A 17690-nucleotide genomic window follows, 5' to 3' on the forward strand; every position below is an offset into this window, starting at 1 on the left:
GATGAAAAAGTTACATACCCTGATCCTCGCCCCGGTGGCCATGGCGGTGCTGCTCAGCACCGCCAGCTGGGCCGCCGAGCAGCCCGCCCTCTCTGACCGCGCCTACCGCGCGGTCAACAAGGCCCAGGCGTTGATCACCGAGAAAAAATACGGCGAGGCCAATGCCAAGCTGCAGGATGCGCTCTCGGGCGCAGGCGATCGGGTCTACGACAAGGGGGTCATCTTGCAGACCCTGGGCTTCGTGGCCGCCCAGCAGGAGAAGTACGGTCAGGCGACCAAATACTTCGCCGACGCCATCGCCACCGGCGGCCTGCCGCAGCCGGTGGCCCAGCAGGTGCGCTACAACCTGGCCCAGCTCTATATGGCGGAAGGCAACTTCAAGGCCTCCATCAGCACCATGAATGAGTGGTTCGCGAACCTTGGAAAAGATGAGAAGCCGACCCCCCACGCCTACATCACGCTAGCCAACGCCCATGTGCAGCTCAAGCAGTACCGGGAGGCCATACCGGCGGTGGATCAGGCGATCAGGCTCTCCGCAGGCAAGGCGCCGGAGTCCTGGTACCTGCTGAAGATGGCGGCCCACTACGAGCTGAAACAGTACAAGCCGGCCACCGAGGTGCTGACCGCCCTGGTGGACAGATACCCGGAGAAGAAGAAGTACTGGACCCAGCTCTCCGCCATGCACATGCAGGCGGGCAACGATGCCAAGGCGCTGGCGGCGCTCGAGTCGGCCTACAACCTCGGCATGCTGACCGAGGCGACCGAGTTGCAGCGGCTCGCCAACTACCTCGCCTTCGCCGGCATTCCCCATCGCGCCGCCCGCGTGATGGAGAAGGCGATGAAGGAGGGGCAGATCGAGAGCAGCGCGGCCAACTACAAGACCCTCGCCAACTACTGGCATCAGGCCAAGGAGCTGGATCCCGCCATCGACACCCTGGCCAAGTCCTATCAGCTGGCCCCCAATGCCGAGCTGCAGCTGAAGATGGCGCGCATGATGATCCAGAGCAAGCGATACAAGGATCTGGTGGCCCTGGCCGCCAAACCGGCCGCCAATGCCAGCGGCGAGCAGCGGGCGGATCTCAAGTTCCTGACCGGGGTCGCCTACTTCGAGCAGCAGAAACCGAAGGAGGCGCTCAGCGCCTTCACCCAGGCCGCCCAGAATGGCAACGTCAGTGGCCGCGCCTCCCCCTGGATCAGCTTTCTGAAGGAGCAACAGGGCGGCGCCGTCACTCAATAAACCGGCACGTCATGGGCAAGCATCCGCCCATGGCGACTGCCCATCCACAAGGGGGTCAGCCCCGCAGCTTGCCTGGTGGCAATTGGCCGCTCTTCGGAGCGGTCTTTTTTATGGGCAGCTCCCCGCGTGGTCACGACATTCCTTCCTTATATAAGGCGCAAAAAAATCCGGAGCCTGGGCTCCGGATTGGGTCATTGCGTTGACGCGGGGTTAACCCCCCAACCAATTATCAGTAGTTGCATACCAGCTTCCAACTGCCGTCACCCGCCTTGGGCTCGCTGCTGGTCCACCAGTTGGCCTGCCAGACTGCCTTGCCGTTGGTCATGCGATCGTTGCCATTGGCGTGATCCCCGCGCGGCCAGCTCGGATAGGCCGGATAGGCCGCCGGATCCACGCTCTGGCTGGTGCAGCTGGTGCCACCGCTGCCGCCATCACCCCCACTGCTGCCCCCCAGCACCGCCTCGGCCAGGGCCGGGAAGTCGGACTTCAGGCCTATGGTCTGGCTGCCGGCAATCAGGCGCATGCCGCTCGGTACCCCTGCGGCTGGCAGGTAGTAGGTCATGGCCACTTCCACCTCGGTGCCCGGTGCCCAGGCCTTCCAACCCGGCAACGTCAGGGCCACCTTGTGGAAGTCCTTCTCGCCCGCGATGCCGTCGGAGTTCTGGTTGCCGCCGCTCTCCACTACCTTGAGCCCCATGCCGCTCTGATCCGTGATGGTGTCAGAGGTGGAAGTGGGCATCAGGAACTCGATGCGGGTGCCGCCTGGTATGGTCTGGGTCGACTTGTTGGTGAGCTTGAGGGTCGGGTTGATCGGGTAGTTGGAATCCCCCTCCTTGAAGCCCGAGAGGCTCACGCCTATGTCGAGCTGAGCGGCCGGGGCCGGCAGATCGTTCTGCTTCAGGCTGGCCTTGCTCGCCTTGCTGAACTTGTCGTAGGCCAGGCTGGTGAGGGTGCTGCCCATGACATACTCGTTCTTGGCAGCGTCGAAGTCGTAGTCCCCCGCCATCTCCCAGAACATGACGCCACCCAGGCCCCGATTGACTATGTAGTCGAGCTTGTGACCCATGGACTCTTCATCTTCGGTGGAGAGGAACACCTTCTTCTCTTCGTTCCACAGCCAAGGCGCATGGGCCTTGTCGTCGTAGTAACGCACATACTGGCCTTGCATCACGTGGGCCGGGTTGTTGGGATCCAGACCCCAGGCCGTGCCATAGCTCGGCAGTGTGGTGATGCCGAGGCTGGCCGCGTGCTCCAGGTTCTTGGCGTGCCACATGGGCACGGCGCCACCGCCTATCTCCTTGCCGTTCTTGTCGAGATCATGCCAGATGTTGTCGATGCCGACCGCACCATTGCCGCAGGGAACTGTGCTGCCCCCCGTGCCCGGCTGACAGGCGCTCTGGCTCGGCAGCGCCGCCTTGCCCCCCAGGCCATGGGTACCACCTGTCACCCCTTGCCAGCCACGGGTGTAGTAAGGCACCCCTATGTTGATCTTGCCTGCCGCCAGGGCACCACGGAAGTAGTGGGCCGCCCAGGCGGAGTTGAGATAACCGATGGCACCGAACTGGGCCTGGTTGTAGACACCCCATTGGGCCAGCTCGGGATCCGCCTTGTTGTCGAACAGGGCGGCGTTGTGGCCGACGAAGTGGTTCCAGGCGCCGTGGAAGTCATAGGTCATCAGGTTGACGTAGTCCAGATACTGGGTGACCTGGAAGTTCTCCATGCCGCGCAGCAGGTAGGCCGAGGCCGGCGAGGCTATGGTCAGCATGTACTTGCGACCGTCCTCGGTGCCGGCGCTGTCGAGCTTGCTGCGCAGTGTCTTCATCAGCACTTCGTAGTTCGCAAACAGCTTGGCCCGGCACTGGTTGGAGAGCGGGAAGTCGTTGGGGTTGCCCGCATCCTTCATGGAGGTGGGGTACTCGTAATCCACATCCACGCCGTCGAAGCCGTACTGGCGGATGAAGCTCACCGCCGAGTTGGCAAAGGCGTTGATGCCGGCGGTATTGACCGAGCAGTCGCCCTTGGTGGTGGCGGTGTAGAAGCCACGGGTATCGGCCCAGCCACCCACGGAGATCAGGGTCTTCACGTCAGGATACTGCTTCTTGTATTTAGACAGCAGGTTGAAGTGACCCTGATAGGCGAATTCGGGATCCATTTCGGCGCCCGGCACCCCGTCCCAGGTCAGCTTGGTGGCGGCGTCATCCACCTTGATGAGGTGACTCTGCTCGTCCACCGCCGCGAAGGCGTAGTTGATGTGGGTGATCTTGTCCCAGGGGATGTCGCCCACCAGGTAGGAGGGCAGCCCGTTCTTGCCGGTCCGCCAGGAGGTGAAATAGCCGATGACGCGGCGGCCATGGTCATCCCCCATGCACTCGCTGCCGTCGGCGCGATAGATCTGGCGCACGTCGCAGGAGAGATTGCCACCCGTGGGGGGCAGCGCCGCCTCTTCCACCTGGACATCGACCTGGGCCGACTCGCCGGAGAGGTTCTCCTTGTCGGTCGCCACCAGCTTGAGACCGGCCAGCCCCTTGCTCTGGGGTGTCCAGCTCAGCTGCCAGGGGGCGCTGCTGTCTTCACCCACCTTCTTGCCATCGACGAACAGCTCGACCTTGGCGACGTCGTCATTGGCGTCGGTCACATTGCCGGTCACTGTGAGGGCGCGGCCCAGGGTCACCTTGGCCCCGGCGGCGGGGCTGGCGATGCTCGCCTTGGGTGCCTCTGGCGCCACCACGGCGGCGACCTTGAAGCTGGAATCCGCCTCACTCAGCACCTTGCCATCTTTATCCAGCGCCCGGGCCTTGAGGGCGTGATTGCCAACGCCGGCGGCAGACCAGCTGGTACTCCAGGGAGAGGCCGTGGCCGTGGCGACCAGGGTGCCGTCGACCAGGTACTCCATCTTGGCCAGCGCCGAGATCGGGCCGCTCAGGGTCACCCCCAGGGCGACGCTGGCACCTTCGCTGACGCTGCTGCCCACGGCGGGGGAGCCGATGGCAACGACCAGAGCAGGCGGCGGCACCTCACCGCCATGAAGTTTCCAGGCATCGGCCCAGACGGCGCCGACACCGGGTTCGTAGTGGTAGGGGGAAGCCCCGCACCAGCCGGAATAGGGGAATTCTTTGCATTCGTAGAGGGCGCCTGCGTTGCTGACGACATCGCCGGCCTTGTAGGCGGTGCCAGCCTGATAGGCGGGATAGGCGGCGTGCGCCCAGGCGGGCATGGCCGCAAGGGCAACCAGCATGGCGAGCCTGCTGGGCCTGAGGGTCTGTTGCATCTTGTTATCATCCTTGTTTTGTCTTGGCTTCAATACCGGGAAAAGCGCAATCGCAACAGGGAACAAGGGAGCGACAACAGGCCATGGACGGGCCACAAACCCTCAAGTCACCCTGGGTAACCCCGCTGTCTGGCCCGGGTGGGGCAGATCGGAGGCTTTGCGTCCCGGCATCACTGCCGGTTTGCCCTTAACCTGGGTTCCGTGAGGAACGGATCGAGTATAGGAAGCAAGTGGCGGCCGCTCAATCTTTATTCTCTAAGGAAAATATGTGAATGCCGGTCGGCTCACACTTCCCCTCCATCGGCAAACTAACTATTAAGTCATTAATATCAATCTGTTAGCCACGTCAAAAAAACGGAATCAGCCTCTTTTGTCTCCCCATAATGTGCGTTGCCTCACTGGTCAGAGCTGCCAGAAATGTGACAATGCGCGCCCTTGGCCAAAGCGCCAAGGCTATGGAAACACTGGCAAAAATAAAAAAGGAATACCCATGAAAGGAAGACCTACCCTGCTGTCCCTGGCCGTGGGGCTCGCCCTCGCGTCCCCGTCTCTCCATGCCGCCGGCTTCAGTTGCCCGGCCGACAGCGCCCTCACCCCCATCCCCGCCATCCAGGGCAGCGGCGACAAGAGCCCCCTCGTCCCGGACCATCAGTTCGAAAGCCTCGGGACTGTCTCGGTCAAGGCGGTGGTCAGCGCCCTCGGCGAGAGCCTGAACAAGGGCTTCTACCTGCTGGATCTGCAAGGGGACGGCAATCCCCAGAGCTCGGATGGCATCTTCGTCTACCTCAACGACAAGCAATTCGCGACCAAGTACCCGGACATCCAGCCGGGTGCCCTGATCTGTCTGGAGGCCAAGGTCGAGGAGTATCATGGCCACACCCAGCTCAAGCCCCTGTTTGACGGCAGCGCCCCGCGCCTGACGGTGCTGGCCCGGGGCGACGCCCCGGCCGCCACGGAGCTGCGGGTGCTGGAGGGGGAAACCCTGGCCCGGGCCCTGGAGCGTCACGAGGGGATGCGGGTGCGCCTCGATGGGGACAGCGCCCTCAAGGTAAGCCGCAACTTCAGCTACGACTACGCCGCCAAGCGCAACAACCTGGTGCTCTCCCACGGCGCCCCACTGATGAAGCCGACCCAGCTCCATGTGGCTGGCAGTCAGGAGGCAACCACCCTGGCCGAGGCCAATGCGGGCAACCGCGTCTTCCTCGAGTCGGACTTCAAGGCCGCCAACGGCAAGCTGCCCTGGTTGCCGGCCTGGGAGCCGGAGCAGGGTTACCTGCGCATCGGCGATGCCCCGGTCAACCTGGAAGCCCTGGTGGGTTACAGCTTTGACGAGTACCGGCTGATAGTGCCCAAGGATCAGCGCATCACGGCGGGGGATCTGCTGCGCACCGATGAGAACGACCGCCAGGGCGCACCGGCCCGCGCCCATGGCACCGACCTGCGCATCGGCAGCTTCAACGTGCTCAACTACTTCACCAGCCACTCCAGCGTGGGGGGCGCCCTCAACGTGCTCTGTGCGGATCAGGCGGATGCGGACAGCGCCAAGGGCTGCAACCGCGGCGCCAAGAGCCTGGAGGAGTTCCAGTTGCAGCGCACCAAGATAGTCAACGCCATCACAGAGATGGACGCAGACCTCCTTGGCCTGATGGAGATGGAGAACAACGGCTTCGACGAGCACGCCGCCATCAGCGATCTGGTGCAAAGCCTCAACGCCCGGCAGAAAGAGGCGAGCAAGCAGTACGCCTTCGTCAGCCTGCCCAAGGCCCTGCTCACGGAGGATCGCTTCTTTGGCGGCGACGCCATCATGGTGGCCATCATCTATCGCCCCGCCCTGCTCACCCCGAGCGGGGATGCCGAGGTCATTCGTCTGCCCCAGCAGCGCTACATCACAGGCGGCGTCACCAGGAGCGCAGGCCAGCGGGACTCCCTGGTGCAGCGCTTCACCGTGGCGGGCAGCGACGAGCCCCTGACGCTGGTGGTCAACCACCTGAAATCCAAGGGATCCGGCTGTTATGAGAACGGCGATGGCAAGACCGAGCCTGCGGATCTGCAGGGCAAGTGCACCGAGTTCAGGGTCAGTGCCGCCAAGGTGCTGGGGGACGCGGTGAGCAAGATGCCGGGTCAGGTGCTGCTGGTGGGGGACTTCAATTCCTACGCCAAGGAGGACCCGATCCGGGTGCTCACCGACTACGATCCGGCCACGGCGGATCGCCAGATCCGCTCCGCCTCCCACACCTTTATCGGCGAGCAGCGCTATGAGCAGATGGGCCGCGCGGTGGAGAAGAACTACGGGCTGATCGACGTGAACCTCAAGTTCAATCAGGAGAAGGCCATCTCCTACAGCTACGAGGCCGAGCTCGGCACCCTGGATTACGCCCTCGCCAACCCGGCGCTGGCCAAGCGGGTGATCGCGGTCGCCGACTGGCACATCAACTCGTTCGAGAGCAACCTGTTCGAATATGGCAGCGCCTTCACCGGCGATCTGATCAAGTCGGACAACCCGTTCAGCGCCTCCGACCACGACCCCATCATCGTCGACCTCAAGCTCAACGAGCAGAGCAAGGGCGGCGGTGGCGGGGCCATGGGGGCACTGCTGCTGGCGCTGTTGCCCCTGGCCTGGCGCCGTCGGCACACCTCATGATCCGCGCTGAATAACGCAAAAAGCCCGCGACAGTCGCGGGCTTTCTCATTCTGGCCATTTGATTTGTAAATGAAGAGGCATTAGTCATGAAAAAAACAAATGCCTGAACAAACAAAAAGGCCACCGCGATAACGGTGGCCTTTTGCTTCTTGTAACAAGAATTTGGTGGAGCTACGCGGGATCGAACCGCGGACCTCTTGCATGCCATGCAAGCGCTCTCCCAGCTGAGCTATAACCCCAAGTTGTGGCGAATCAAGGTCAAGACCTTCACTCTGAATTTGGTGGAGCTACGCGGGATCGAACCGCGGACCTCTTGCATGCCATGCAAGCGCTCTCCCAGCTGAGCTATAACCCCAAATTCTTTCTTCATTAGACAACGGGTTCTGGCGGCCTGTTGCCCTCACTCTGGTATTCAAATATCAAATAGTGGTGGAGCTACGCGGGATCGAACCGCGGACCTCTTGCATGCCATGCAAGCGCTCTCCCAGCTGAGCTATAACCCCACAAAGGTCGGCCTGGGTGATACACACCGCACTGCCCTGGGTACTGCACTTCTACAATCAGGAACCTGGTGGAGCTACGCGGGATCGAACCGCGGACCTCTTGCATGCCATGCAAGCGCTCTCCCAGCTGAGCTATAACCCCTTGGATTCCAGATTGTTCGAGGAGAATTTGGTGGAGCTACGCGGGATCGAACCGCGGACCTCTTGCATGCCATGCAAGCGCTCTCCCAGCTGAGCTATAACCCCAACTCACCTCGGCGCTACCAAAGTTATCTCTGGCAACGGAGGCGCATGATAGGCATCACCCGCTTTGCTGTCAACCCAAAATTTTCGCCGGTTGGAGCGTTTAGTCAAAATTCAGGCAGTTAGCTGTTTTTACCGCCAACAGCGTCGCTATGTCGCTGTTTTACGTCGTAAATCCGCTTGAGGCCAAAATGCAAAGGGCCCCCGTCAGGGAGCCCTTTGTTGTCAGCGACTGGCGCTTATTCGGCAGCCATACGCGCTTCGATATAGGCCAGGGCGCGATCGATGCGGGCCAGCACACGCTCCTTGCCCACCAGCGCCATCACGGCGTCTATGGCAGGAGATTGGCCCAGACCGGTGACGGCGACGCGCAGCGGCATGCCGACCTTGCCCATGCCCTGACCCAGCTCGGCGGCGGTGGCTTCAATCAGCTCGTGCAGCGCTTCCGTGGTCCAGGTCTCCAGCGCCGCCAGCTTGGCCTTGGCCAGAGTCAGCGGCTCGGCAGCGACGCCGCGCAGGTGCTTCTTGGCAGCGGCTTCGTCGATGGCCTCAAAATCTTCGAACAGATAGCGGCTCTGGGCGGCCATCTCTACCAGGGTGTTGCAGCGCTCGGCCAGCAGGGTCACCACGGCTGGCAACGCCGGGCCCTTGCTGGTGTCGATGTTCTGGGCGGCCATGTGCCACTCCAGATGCTTGGCAACATAGGCCGGATCCAGGCTGCGCATGTAGTGGTTGTTCAGCCACAACAGCTTGTCGGTGTTGAAGGCGGAGGCAGACTTGGAGATGGCATCCAGGCTGAACAGCTTGATCATCTCGTCCAGGGTGAAGATCTCCTGATCGCCGTGGGACCAGCCCAGACGCACCAGATAGTTCAGCAGGGCTTCCGGCAGGTAGCCGTCGTCGCGGTACTGCATCACCGAGACGGCACCGTGGCGCTTGGAGAGCTTGGCGCCGTCGTCGCCCAGGATCATGGAGACGTGGGCAAACTCCGGCACGGGCGCGTTCAGTGCCTTGTAGATGTTGATCTGGCGCGGGGTGTTGTTGATGTGGTCTTCACCACGCACCACGTGGGTGATCTCCATGTCCCAGTCATCGACCACCACGCAGAAGTTGTAGGTGGGCGCGCCGTCGGTGCGGCGGATGATGAGATCGTCGAGCTCGGTGTTGGCGAACTCGATGCGGCCACGGACGTGGTCATCGAACACCACTGAGCCTTCGGTGGGGTTGCGGAAGCGGATCACGTGGGGCGCATCGGCCGGGTGATCGTGGGCGGCATCCCGGCACTTGCCGTCATAGCGGGGCTTCTCGCCGCTCGCCATCTGACCTTCGCGCAGCGCCTCCAGGCGCTCCTTGGAGCAGAAGCACTTGTAGGCGCGGCCATCGGCCAGCATCTCGTCGATGATGCCGTTGTAGCGATCGAAGCGCTTGGTCTGGTAGTAGGGGCCCTCATCCCAGTTCAGCTCCAGCCATTCCATGCCCTCAATGATGGCGTCGATCGCCTCCTGAGTGGAACGTTCCAGATCGGTATCCTCGATACGCAGCACGAACTCGCCGCCCTGGCTCTTTGCGAACAACCAGGAATAGAGTGCGGTACGGGCACCGCCGACATGCAAAAAGCCGGTCGGGCTGGGAGCAAAACGGGTTTTGACTTTCATCTTTAAGCCTTGTGTAGAGGGCCTTGGGCCAATGCGTTAGAAAAAACCGTCGCATTTTAGCACTCAGAATCACGGATGGGAAAACCATGCAATAGCCGGGGCCTAAACAGGTCTTGATTCGGCCGGGGCGCCGTTCTTTGAGAGGGATCGCAAAACCTCCCCTCATTTTCAGCTTTGCTGATCAACATTGCTGGAGGAATCTCCCGCCATGCCGATAATTCATACAACTTTCTACTCACAAGGAACACGAGATGCAGTTTCGCTCTATCCAGAATCGCATCCTGGTACTGGCGGGGGTCGCCATGACCACGGCCCTGGTCATCCTGATCCTGCTCAACCAATACTCGAGCAAGCAGACCCAGCAACTGACCATCAGTTCCAGTCGCGCGGCCCTGCAGCAGGAGGCGTGGCAGAAGGTGAGTGCCAACGCCCGCGCCGAGGCCGCCACCATCACCCAGTTGCTGCAAAAGGGGCTCTCCTATACCCAGCAGATGGCCAGCGTCTTCGCCCTGCAGCAGGAGGGCAAGCTGCCGCTGGATCGCCAGCAGGCCACGGACCTGCTCAAGGCGCAGCTCGGCCTGGAGCCGCAACTCTATGGTGCCTTCGCGGGCTTCGAGCCGAACGGCTTCGATGGCCAGGACAGCGCCTTCGCAGGCCAGAGCGCCCTTGGCAGCGATGACAAGGGGCGCTTCGTCCCCTACTTCTATCGCGACAAGGAGAACATTGGCTCGGATCTGCTGCTCTCCATCGAGAAGAGCGACGCGGACGAATTCGGCAATCCGGCCAACGACTACTACTCCTGCCCGAAACGGGAGGGGCGCTCCTGCCTCATAGATCCCTTCAAGGTGGACATCAACGGCCAGCAGGTGCTGGTGAGCACCATCACCACCCCCATACTGGTGGGCGGTCAGTTCAAGGGTATTGCCGCGCTGGATCTGGCGGTGGACTCCATCAGCCGCCAGGCCCAGTCCCTCAACAGCAACATCTATGACGGCAAGGGAGAGACCCTGATCGTCAGCTCCGCCGGCGTCATCACAGGCACCAGCGGGGACGCCAGCCTGCTCGGCAGCCGCGCCGACAAGCTGCTGGGCGACGGCTGGCAGCAATACCTCAAACCCGAGCTGCAACGCCAGGAGCTCGACGAGGCGTTTCGCATCTCTGTGCCCATCGCGGTGCCGGGCATGGCCCGCAACTGGGCCATCATAGTCACCCTGCCCTACCAGGTGGTGCTGGCGGGGGCCGACGAGCTGGAGAGCCAGCTCACCGAGATGAACCGGGCCGCCATGACCCAGCAGCTCATAGGTGCCCTCATCGTACTGGTGCTGGCCCTGGCCACCATGCTGGCGATAGCACGCAGCATCACGGGCCCCATCCGCCAGATGGTCAGCCTGGTGGATGACATCGCCGATGGCGAGGGGGATCTCACCAAGCGCCTGAACACTCGTGCCCAGGACGAGCTGGGGGCACTGGCCCGCGGCATCAACCGCTTCATCGACAAGTTGCAGGTGCTGCTCGGGGACGTGCAGAAAACCGCGAGCGAGGTCCATCGCCACGCAGGGGATACCGACCGCATCGCCGGCCAGACCGACAGCAACCTGCAGCATCACCAGGCACAGATGGAGCAGATGCTGACCGCGGTGCAGGAGATGTCCTATGTCAGTCAGGAGGTGGCCACCCACGCCAACAACACCGCCGACTCGGCCAAGCAGGCGCAGGGTGCGGCGGATCAGGGCAAGGTGCGCTTCCAGCAGGTGATCCAGTCCATGCACAAGGTGGCGGCCGAGGCGGGCAAGGGAGCCGAGGTGGTCGAGGGGCTGGCCCACGACAGCGAGCAGATCACCAGCATACTCACCGTCATTCAGGGCATCGCCGATCAGACCAACCTGCTGGCGCTGAACGCCGCCATCGAGGCGGCCCGGGCCGGCGAGCAGGGGCGCGGCTTTGCGGTGGTGGCCGACGAGGTGCGCAAGCTGGCGGGCAACACCCAGCAGGCGGTGCAGAATACCCAGGAGCTGATCGAGAAGATCCGCCACAGCTCGGCCAATGCGGTCAACGCCATCCAGCAGAGCCAGCAGCTGACCCATCAGGCCGTGGGCGAGGCCGATCTGGCGGAGGCGGCGCTGGACAGCATCTTCCAGGCCATCGCCACCATCAACGACATGACCTATCAGATAGCCTCCGCCGCCGAGGAGCAGAGCTCGGTTTCCGAGACGGTCTCAGGCAACCTGTCAAAAACCAACGCACTGGCCAACGACATAGCCCAGGATGCCACCAATACGGCGAAAGCCAGCCAGGCCTTGCGCCAGGCGGCCGAGCGTTTGCAGCAGTTGCTGGGGCAATTTCGTCTCAGCTGATAATTTTCATGCTCAGGGCTCTCCCCCTCGGGGGCGAGTCCGTTTACCATAGGCACTATATTTGCCTGATGGCAGGCAATGTAGTGAGAGGTAAATGCCGTGCCCACCCCGGACCGTCGCCCACGTGGCCATAACAGACGAGCCCAGCAGCGTCGCCAAGACGAATCACAAGGAACCCTGCTCCATCGTATCAATGCCGCTACCCTGCCCCTGCGTCAACGTCTTGGCCAGGGATTGGGCGGCTTGGGTCAACGCAACAAGGAGCCGAAGGCGGCTTCATTCAAGCTGGCGAGCCCGCTGCCGCGCAAGCACACCATAGGCCTGCTGGTGCTGGTGCCTCTCTGGCTGTTGCTGCTGGCCTGGGAACCCGCCCCCACCGCTCCCAAGGCGGCGCCTTCCGGTTCGCTCGCCGTGCCGCTGGCCGTTCCGACCCAGGCGCTGACCGTGGGCAACGGGGCCGCAAGCAGTGCGCCGGCCGCGGCCAAACCGGTCGAGGAGAAAGTCGATGGCACCTGGCTGCAGCACGAGGTGCAGGCTGGCGAGACCCTCTACTCCATCTGGCGCAAGTTTGAACTGCCCGGGGCCGAGCTGAGCCGCCTGATCGCCATAGAGGGGCCGGACAGGCCGCTGACCCGGCTGCAATCGGGCAAGTCGGTGTTCATCCTGGTGGATGACAGCCGCCGCATCCAGCGGGTCGAGATCCGCTCCTTCGGTCAGGCAAACTACCGCTACGACCGACAGGGCGAAGGGTTCGCCCTCAGGGAGTGATGAAACGGGAGGCCATGGCCTCCCGTTTTTTTGACCAGAAGCATGAAACAAGCCGCTGACTTCCCAATACTTTTAGCTCGCTCAAAAAATGAAAAGTGCCAAATTGACAAGGGATCGGGCTCCAGTACAATCGGTTGTGCTTTAGACAGGGATTGTACTGCATGCCACTGGAACACATCGACGTAGTCAGTCATGGGTAGGCCCCTGCATTCTAGGCAAATGCTGCCCAACAAGGCGTTAGTTTCATTTTGTTATAGATAGGACTTACCACATGTCTGACATTCGCACCGGCCAAGTAAAATGGTTCAACGAAACCAAGGGTTTTGGCTTCATCGAGCAATCCCAGGGACCGGACGTTTTCGTTCACTTCTCCTCCATCCAGAGCACAGGTTTCAAGACCCTGGCTGAAGGTCAAAAAGTCCAGTTCACCGTGACCCAGGGCAAGAAAGGCCCGCAGGCTGAGAACGTGACTCTGCTCTAAGCCGCACCCGTGAACTCGCAGGAGGAGCCAAGGCCCCTCCTATTTTTTTGTCTGCCATTCCCGCCCCGTATCAGGCGAGCTCTTCGCCGCCCTGACCTGCCTCTCCCCTCTCCCAAGCCGCCTACGCTCAGCTGCCGCCGCCATAGTCCATGGACCTAGGGCAATGACGGGAAACCGGCATAGGTGCTGACAAGCGGATATGGCAAAGCATCGCGGCGCGATACGGAATCTATTCGAACGGGGATAAGAAAAATAATGGACGACTAGGACTACAAAGAGAGATTGGAGCGGGAAACGAGACTCGAACTCGCGACCCCAGCCTTGGCAAGGCGCGGATCATGCTCTGCCAACTGGATGTGGCGATGAGTGTATTGAAATATTGGATTCGTGAACTTCGAGGAGAGATTGGAGCGGGAAACGAGACTCGAACTCGCGACCCCAGCCTTGGCAAGGCGCGGATCATGCTCTACCAACTGGATGTGGCAATGAATGTATAGAAATATTGGATTCGTGAACTTCGAGGAGAAATTGGAGCGGGAAACGAGACTCGAACTCGCGACCCCGACCTTGGCAAGGTCGTGCTCTACCAACTGAGCTATTCCCGCAACAGGATGTCTTCTGCAAGTGATTGGAGCGGGAAACGAGACTCGAACTCGCGACCCCGACCTTGGCAAGGTCGTGCTCTACCAACTGAGCTATTCCCGCATCGGAATAATCATCTGCAGTAGCTTACTAATACGTATTGGAGCGGGAAACGAGACTCGAACTCGCGACCCCGACCTTGGCAAGGTCGTGCTCTACCAACTGAGCTATTCCCGCAACAGGATGTCTTCTGCAAGTGATTGGAGCGGGAAACGAGACTCGAACTCGCGACCCCGACCTTGGCAAGGTCGTGCTCTACCAACTGAGCTATTCCCGCATCGGAATAATCATCTGCAGTAGCTTACTAATACGTATTGGAGCGGGAAACGAGACTCGAACTCGCGACCCCGACCTTGGCAAGGTCGTGCTCTACCAACTGAGCTATTCCCGCAACATAGATTGTCTTGAGGCTGACTGATGATTGGAGCGGGAAACGAGACTCGAACTCGCGACCCCGACCTTGGCAAGGTCGTGCTCTACCAACTGAGCTATTCCCGCATCGGGCTGGATTGAACCAGTGTCATCATCAGATTTTGGAGCGGGAAACGAGACTCGAACTCGCGACCCCGACCTTGGCAAGGTCGTGCTCTACCAACTGAGCTATTCCCGCAACTGCCTTAAAACGGCCGTACAGCATTTGGTTGCTTGCGCTACTGTACGGGAGCCGAATTATAAGAGCAGTCATTCCAATTGCAAGGGCTTTTTTGTCACTGTGCAGCCGTTCGCTCAAAAGCTGGCCGAACTGCCGATTTTAGCAACCGAGCGACGGCAACCCCTTGCCGGGGACTCAGATTTTGAAGACGTGGCTGCGGTAGAACTGCAGTTCGGCGATGGACTCGCGGATGTCGTCCAGCGCCTGATGGGAACCGCTCTTGGTGAACTGATCCAGCAGCTCCGGCTGCCAGCGGCGCACCAGCTCCTTGATGGTGCTGACGTCGACGTTGCGGTAGTGGAAGAAGGCCTCCAGCTCGCCCATGTGCTTGACCATGAAGCGGCGATCCTGGCCTATGCTGTTGCCGCACAGGGGGCTGGTGCGCTCCGGCACCCACTGGCGAATGAAGTCGAGGGTCTCGGCCACGGCGCGGGCTTCGTCGTGCTCGCTCGCCTTGACCCGGGCCACCAGTCCGCTCTTGGTGTGGGTGTTGACGTTCCAGTCGTCCATCTTGGCCAGCTCTTCATCGCTCTGGTGAATGGCGATGACGGGCCCTTGTGCCAGCACGTTCAGATCCTTGTCGGTAATGATGGTGGCAATCTCCAGAACCACGTTCTCTTCGGGGTCGAGACCCGTCATCTCCATGTCGATCCATACCAGGTTCTGCGCGCTGACTGTCATGATTGCTCTCTCTATTGGGAGGAATGGCGGAATTTTGCCAATTTGCATGTATCATACTGGCTTTGGATCTGTTCATAAACTGGCGAATCGAGTGGCAAAGAAAGCAAAACTCAATCTGGGTCAACAGAGGCGCGTTCAGGCCAACCGCGAGCGGCGGCTGCAAAAAGATCACACCACAGTAGTGGATGACACACTGTTCGGCCCGGCCATCGAAGGGGTGGTGATCAGCCGCTTCGGCCAGCACGCGGACGTGGAAGCCGTCGACGGCACCATACACCGCAGCAACCTGCGTCGCAGCAGCATCAACAGTCTGGTGTGCGGTGACAAGGTGGTCTGGCGTCCCGGCCTCAATGCCGCGACCGCCGGGGTCATCGAGGCGGTGCATCCCCGTCACTCCGTATTGACCCGGCCGGACTTCTACGACGGGGTCAAACCCATCGCCGCCAATATCGACCAGATAGTCATCGTCTCGGCGGTGATGCCCGAGTTCTCCACCAACATTGTCGACCGCTATCTGGTGGCCGCCGAGGATGTGGAAATCGCCCCCCTCATAGTGCTGAACAAGGTCGACATGCTGGACGAGGCGGCCCGCACCCGGGTCGAGGGCCAGCTCGCCGCCTACCGCAAGCTCGGCTACCCGGTGATCCTGGTGAGCTGCGAGAGCGGCGAGGGGCTCGACCAGCTCAAGGCCGCCCTGACCGACAAGATCAGCATCTTCGTCGGCCAGTCCGGGGTGGGCAAGTCGTCCCTGACCAACGCTTTGATGCCGGGGCTCGGCGTGCTCACCGGCGAGATCTCCGAAAACTCGGGGCTGGGTACCCATACCACCACCACGGCGCGGCTCTATCACTTCCCGAGCGGCGGCGATCTCATCGACTCCCCCGGGATCCGCGAGTTCGCCCTCTGGCACCTGGAAGCCGATCGCATCACCTGGTGTTTCGTGGAGTTTCGCGACTACCTCGGCAGTTGCAAGTTCCGCGACTGCACCCACAAGGACGATCCCGGCTGCGCCCTGCGGGCGGCGGTCAGCAGTGGCGCCATCAGCCCTGACCGTTTCCACAACTATCACCGCATCCTGGAAACCATGCAGGAAGCCCGCCACGGTCGGCAACAAGCCCGGCTGTGACCCAATCAACCTCCCTCTTTTTAGAAAGAGCAGATGAAGATCATGAGCATCACTGACAACCTGAAAATTGCCGGTCAATACTGCCTGCCCAAACACGCCCTCTCCCGCCTGGTCGGCAAGCTTGCCGCCGCCGAGGCTGGCAACCTCACTACCCGGGTGATCGAGGCCTTTATCAAGCAGTACGGCGTCGACATGAGCGAAGCGCTGCACGAAGATCCGGCCCACTATGCGAGCTTCAACGCCTTCTTCACCCGCGAGCTCAAGCCGGGGATCCGTCCGCTGGTCGAGGATGCCATGACCCTGGCCCTGCCGGTGGACGGCACCGTCAGCCAACTCGGTCCCATCCATCAGGGCCGCATCATCCAGGCCAAGGGCCACGACTACAGCGCCCGCGAGCTGCTGGGTGGCTTCGAGGATCTGGTGGCGCCGTTCAAGGATGGCGACTTTGCCACCATCTATCTGGCGCCCAAGGATTACCATCGCATCCACATGCCCCTGGACGGCGTGCTGGAGAGCATGGTGTTCGTGCCGGGGGATCTCTTCTCCGTCAACCCGCTCACCGCCGAAAACGTACCCAACCTGTTCGCCCGCAACGAGCGGGTGGTCGCCACCTTCCGCACCCCCCACGGCCCCATGGCGCTGGTGCTGGTTGGCGCCACTATCGTCGCCAGCATCGAAACCATCTGGGCCGGCAACATAGCGCCGACCAAGCAGAAGGAAGTGGTGCGCTGGGATTACACCGGCGACGAGGCCATCACCTTGCAAAAAGGCGCCGAAATGGGTCTGTTCAAGCTCGGCAGCACAGTCGTCTGCCTGTTTGGCCCCGGCATGCTGGCCGGTTTCGAACCCCATCTGGCCAACGGCGTCACCACCCGCATGGGTCAGCCCTTTGCCAAGCTGGCGGATCAGGCATGAGTGACCAGTCCAAGCCAGGCGCCTCGCAGAAAAACAACCCGCTGCACGGACTGACCCTGGAGGCGATTGTCACCGCCCTGGTCGAGCACTACGGCTGGGAAGCCCTGGGGCAGCAGATCAACATCCGCTGCTTCACCGAGGATCCCAGCGTCAAGTCGAGCCTCAAGTTCCTGCGCAAGACCCCCTGGGCGCGAGAGAAGGTAGAGAGTCTCTATCTCTACGTGCAACGCAAACAGGCCAAACAGAAGGAAGACCCCAGTGGCGTTTAAGATTACCTACACCTACAAGAAGCAGGCCAAAGAGATAGGCTACGCCAACGACAAGTTCAACAGCATCTACGACGCCATCGCCGCGGCCGAGGGGCTGGATCTCTCCAGCTTCCACGCCATGGAGGCCCAGCTGGCCCAGGTGTGCCGCCGCGACAAGAAGAGCGTGAAGGACTACAGGGAGAACTACTTCAAGGAGCTGGGCTTCTCCAACGTCATCATCGAACGGGACACTCTCGAAGACAAGCAGGAGTAAGT

General features: G+C 61.6%; 12 protein-coding genes, 12 tRNA genes and 1 riboswitch. Of the genes, 9 read left to right on the plus strand and 15 right to left on the minus strand.

Annotation, left to right across the window (positions count from 1 at the left end; genetic code table 11):
* Nucleotide 1: 1 nt before the first annotated feature.
* The gene (locus Aeroheme_RS16340; protein WP_290069880.1) at nucleotides 2–1237 is read left to right on the plus strand and encodes a tetratricopeptide repeat protein; all 1236 of its coding nucleotides are present in this window, start codon (nucleotides 2–4) and stop codon (nucleotides 1235–1237) included.
* Nucleotides 1238–1466: 229 nt separating this feature from the next.
* Here Aeroheme_RS16340 and Aeroheme_RS16345 read toward each other — a convergent pair whose 3' ends face one another.
* Nucleotides 1467–4505, minus strand: coding sequence for a glycosyl hydrolase family 18 protein (locus Aeroheme_RS16345; RefSeq protein ID WP_411166211.1), 3039 nt, complete (start codon nucleotides 4503–4505; stop codon nucleotides 1467–1469).
* A gap of 112 nt (nucleotides 4506–4617) precedes the next feature.
* Nucleotides 4618–4701, minus strand: a riboswitch (cyclic di-GMP riboswitch).
* Between the two features lie 294 nt (nucleotides 4702–4995).
* Here Aeroheme_RS16345 and Aeroheme_RS16350 point away from each other — a divergent pair.
* Nucleotides 4996–7146 (plus strand): ExeM/NucH family extracellular endonuclease, encoded by a 2151-nt coding sequence (locus Aeroheme_RS16350; protein WP_411166212.1) that lies wholly within the window; start codon nucleotides 4996–4998, stop codon nucleotides 7144–7146.
* A gap of 163 nt (nucleotides 7147–7309) precedes the next feature.
* Here Aeroheme_RS16350 and Aeroheme_RS16355 read toward each other — a convergent pair.
* From Aeroheme_RS16355 to gltX, 6 genes are all read right to left on the minus strand, one after another.
* Nucleotides 7310–7385: transfer RNA gene (locus tag Aeroheme_RS16355), tRNA-Ala, on the minus strand.
* A 40-nt stretch (nucleotides 7386–7425) separates the two neighbouring features.
* Nucleotides 7426–7501: transfer RNA gene (locus Aeroheme_RS16360), tRNA-Ala, on the minus strand.
* Between the two features lie 72 nt (nucleotides 7502–7573).
* Nucleotides 7574–7649 (minus strand) — tRNA-Ala (locus Aeroheme_RS16365).
* Between the two features lie 66 nt (nucleotides 7650–7715).
* Nucleotides 7716–7791, minus strand: a tRNA-Ala gene (locus tag Aeroheme_RS16370).
* 28 nt (nucleotides 7792–7819) lie between these two features.
* A tRNA-Ala gene (locus Aeroheme_RS16375) sits at nucleotides 7820–7895 on the minus strand.
* 236 nt (nucleotides 7896–8131) lie between these two features.
* The gene (gene gltX, locus Aeroheme_RS16380; protein ID WP_234677164.1) at nucleotides 8132–9547 is read right to left on the minus strand and encodes a glutamate--tRNA ligase; all 1416 of its coding nucleotides are present in this window, start codon (nucleotides 9545–9547) and stop codon (nucleotides 8132–8134) included.
* 251 nt (nucleotides 9548–9798) lie between these two features.
* Here gltX and Aeroheme_RS16385 point away from each other — a divergent pair, with 251 nt between their 5' ends.
* From Aeroheme_RS16385 to Aeroheme_RS16395, 3 genes are all read left to right on the plus strand, one after another.
* Entirely contained in the window at nucleotides 9799–11901 is a 2103-nt protein-coding gene (locus Aeroheme_RS16385) for a methyl-accepting chemotaxis protein (RefSeq protein ID WP_411166213.1), read from the plus strand.
* Between the two features lie 99 nt (nucleotides 11902–12000).
* Nucleotides 12001–12669, plus strand: a complete 669-nt coding sequence (locus Aeroheme_RS16390) for a LysM-like peptidoglycan-binding domain-containing protein (protein ID WP_411166214.1) — start codon at nucleotides 12001–12003, stop codon at nucleotides 12667–12669.
* A 271-nt stretch (nucleotides 12670–12940) separates the two neighbouring features.
* A complete protein-coding gene (locus Aeroheme_RS16395; protein WP_005327092.1) occupies nucleotides 12941–13150 on the plus strand; it encodes a cold-shock protein in 210 nt (69 codons plus the stop codon).
* A 529-nt stretch (nucleotides 13151–13679) separates the two neighbouring features.
* Here Aeroheme_RS16395 and Aeroheme_RS16400 read toward each other — a convergent pair.
* The 8 genes from Aeroheme_RS16400 to orn form a co-directional block, all read right to left on the minus strand.
* A tRNA-Gly gene (locus Aeroheme_RS16400) sits at nucleotides 13680–13755 on the minus strand.
* A gap of 24 nt (nucleotides 13756–13779) precedes the next feature.
* Nucleotides 13780–13855: transfer RNA gene (locus tag Aeroheme_RS16405), tRNA-Gly, on the minus strand.
* A gap of 38 nt (nucleotides 13856–13893) precedes the next feature.
* A tRNA-Gly gene (locus Aeroheme_RS16410) sits at nucleotides 13894–13969 on the minus strand.
* Nucleotides 13970–13993: 24 nt separating this feature from the next.
* Nucleotides 13994–14069, minus strand: a tRNA-Gly gene (locus Aeroheme_RS16415).
* 38 nt (nucleotides 14070–14107) lie between these two features.
* Nucleotides 14108–14183, minus strand: a tRNA-Gly gene (locus Aeroheme_RS16420).
* Between the two features lie 31 nt (nucleotides 14184–14214).
* A tRNA-Gly gene (locus tag Aeroheme_RS16425) sits at nucleotides 14215–14290 on the minus strand.
* Nucleotides 14291–14326: 36 nt separating this feature from the next.
* Nucleotides 14327–14402 (minus strand) — tRNA-Gly (locus Aeroheme_RS16430).
* A 177-nt stretch (nucleotides 14403–14579) separates the two neighbouring features.
* Nucleotides 14580–15125, minus strand: coding sequence for an oligoribonuclease (gene orn, locus Aeroheme_RS16435; protein WP_111912002.1), 546 nt, complete (start codon nucleotides 15123–15125; stop codon nucleotides 14580–14582).
* A 91-nt stretch (nucleotides 15126–15216) separates the two neighbouring features.
* Here orn and rsgA point away from each other — a divergent pair, with 91 nt between their 5' ends.
* The 4 genes from rsgA to Aeroheme_RS16455 are packed head-to-tail and all read left to right on the plus strand — an operon-like array spanning nucleotide 15217 to nucleotide 17688.
* Entirely contained in the window at nucleotides 15217–16251 is a 1035-nt protein-coding gene (gene rsgA / locus Aeroheme_RS16440; protein WP_205648351.1) for a small ribosomal subunit biogenesis GTPase RsgA, read from the plus strand.
* Between the two features lie 42 nt (nucleotides 16252–16293).
* Complete coding sequence (gene asd, locus Aeroheme_RS16445) at nucleotides 16294–17166, plus strand: archaetidylserine decarboxylase (protein ID WP_106888021.1); 873 nt, start codon at nucleotides 16294–16296, stop codon at nucleotides 17164–17166.
* Nucleotides 17163–17435 (plus strand): VF530 family DNA-binding protein, encoded by a 273-nt coding sequence (locus Aeroheme_RS16450; protein WP_163147077.1) that lies wholly within the window; start codon nucleotides 17163–17165, stop codon nucleotides 17433–17435. Before asd ends, Aeroheme_RS16450 begins: the two co-directional genes overlap by 4 nt.
* A complete protein-coding gene (locus Aeroheme_RS16455) occupies nucleotides 17425–17688 on the plus strand; it encodes a DUF2960 domain-containing protein (RefSeq protein WP_234677166.1) in 264 nt (87 codons plus the stop codon). Before Aeroheme_RS16450 ends, Aeroheme_RS16455 begins: the two co-directional genes overlap by 11 nt.
* Nucleotides 17689–17690 lie beyond the last annotated feature (2 nt).

Source organism: Aeromonas sp. DSM 116730 (assembly GCF_046581335.1).
GTDB lineage: Bacteria > Pseudomonadota > Gammaproteobacteria > Enterobacterales > Aeromonadaceae > Aeromonas > Aeromonas rivipollensis.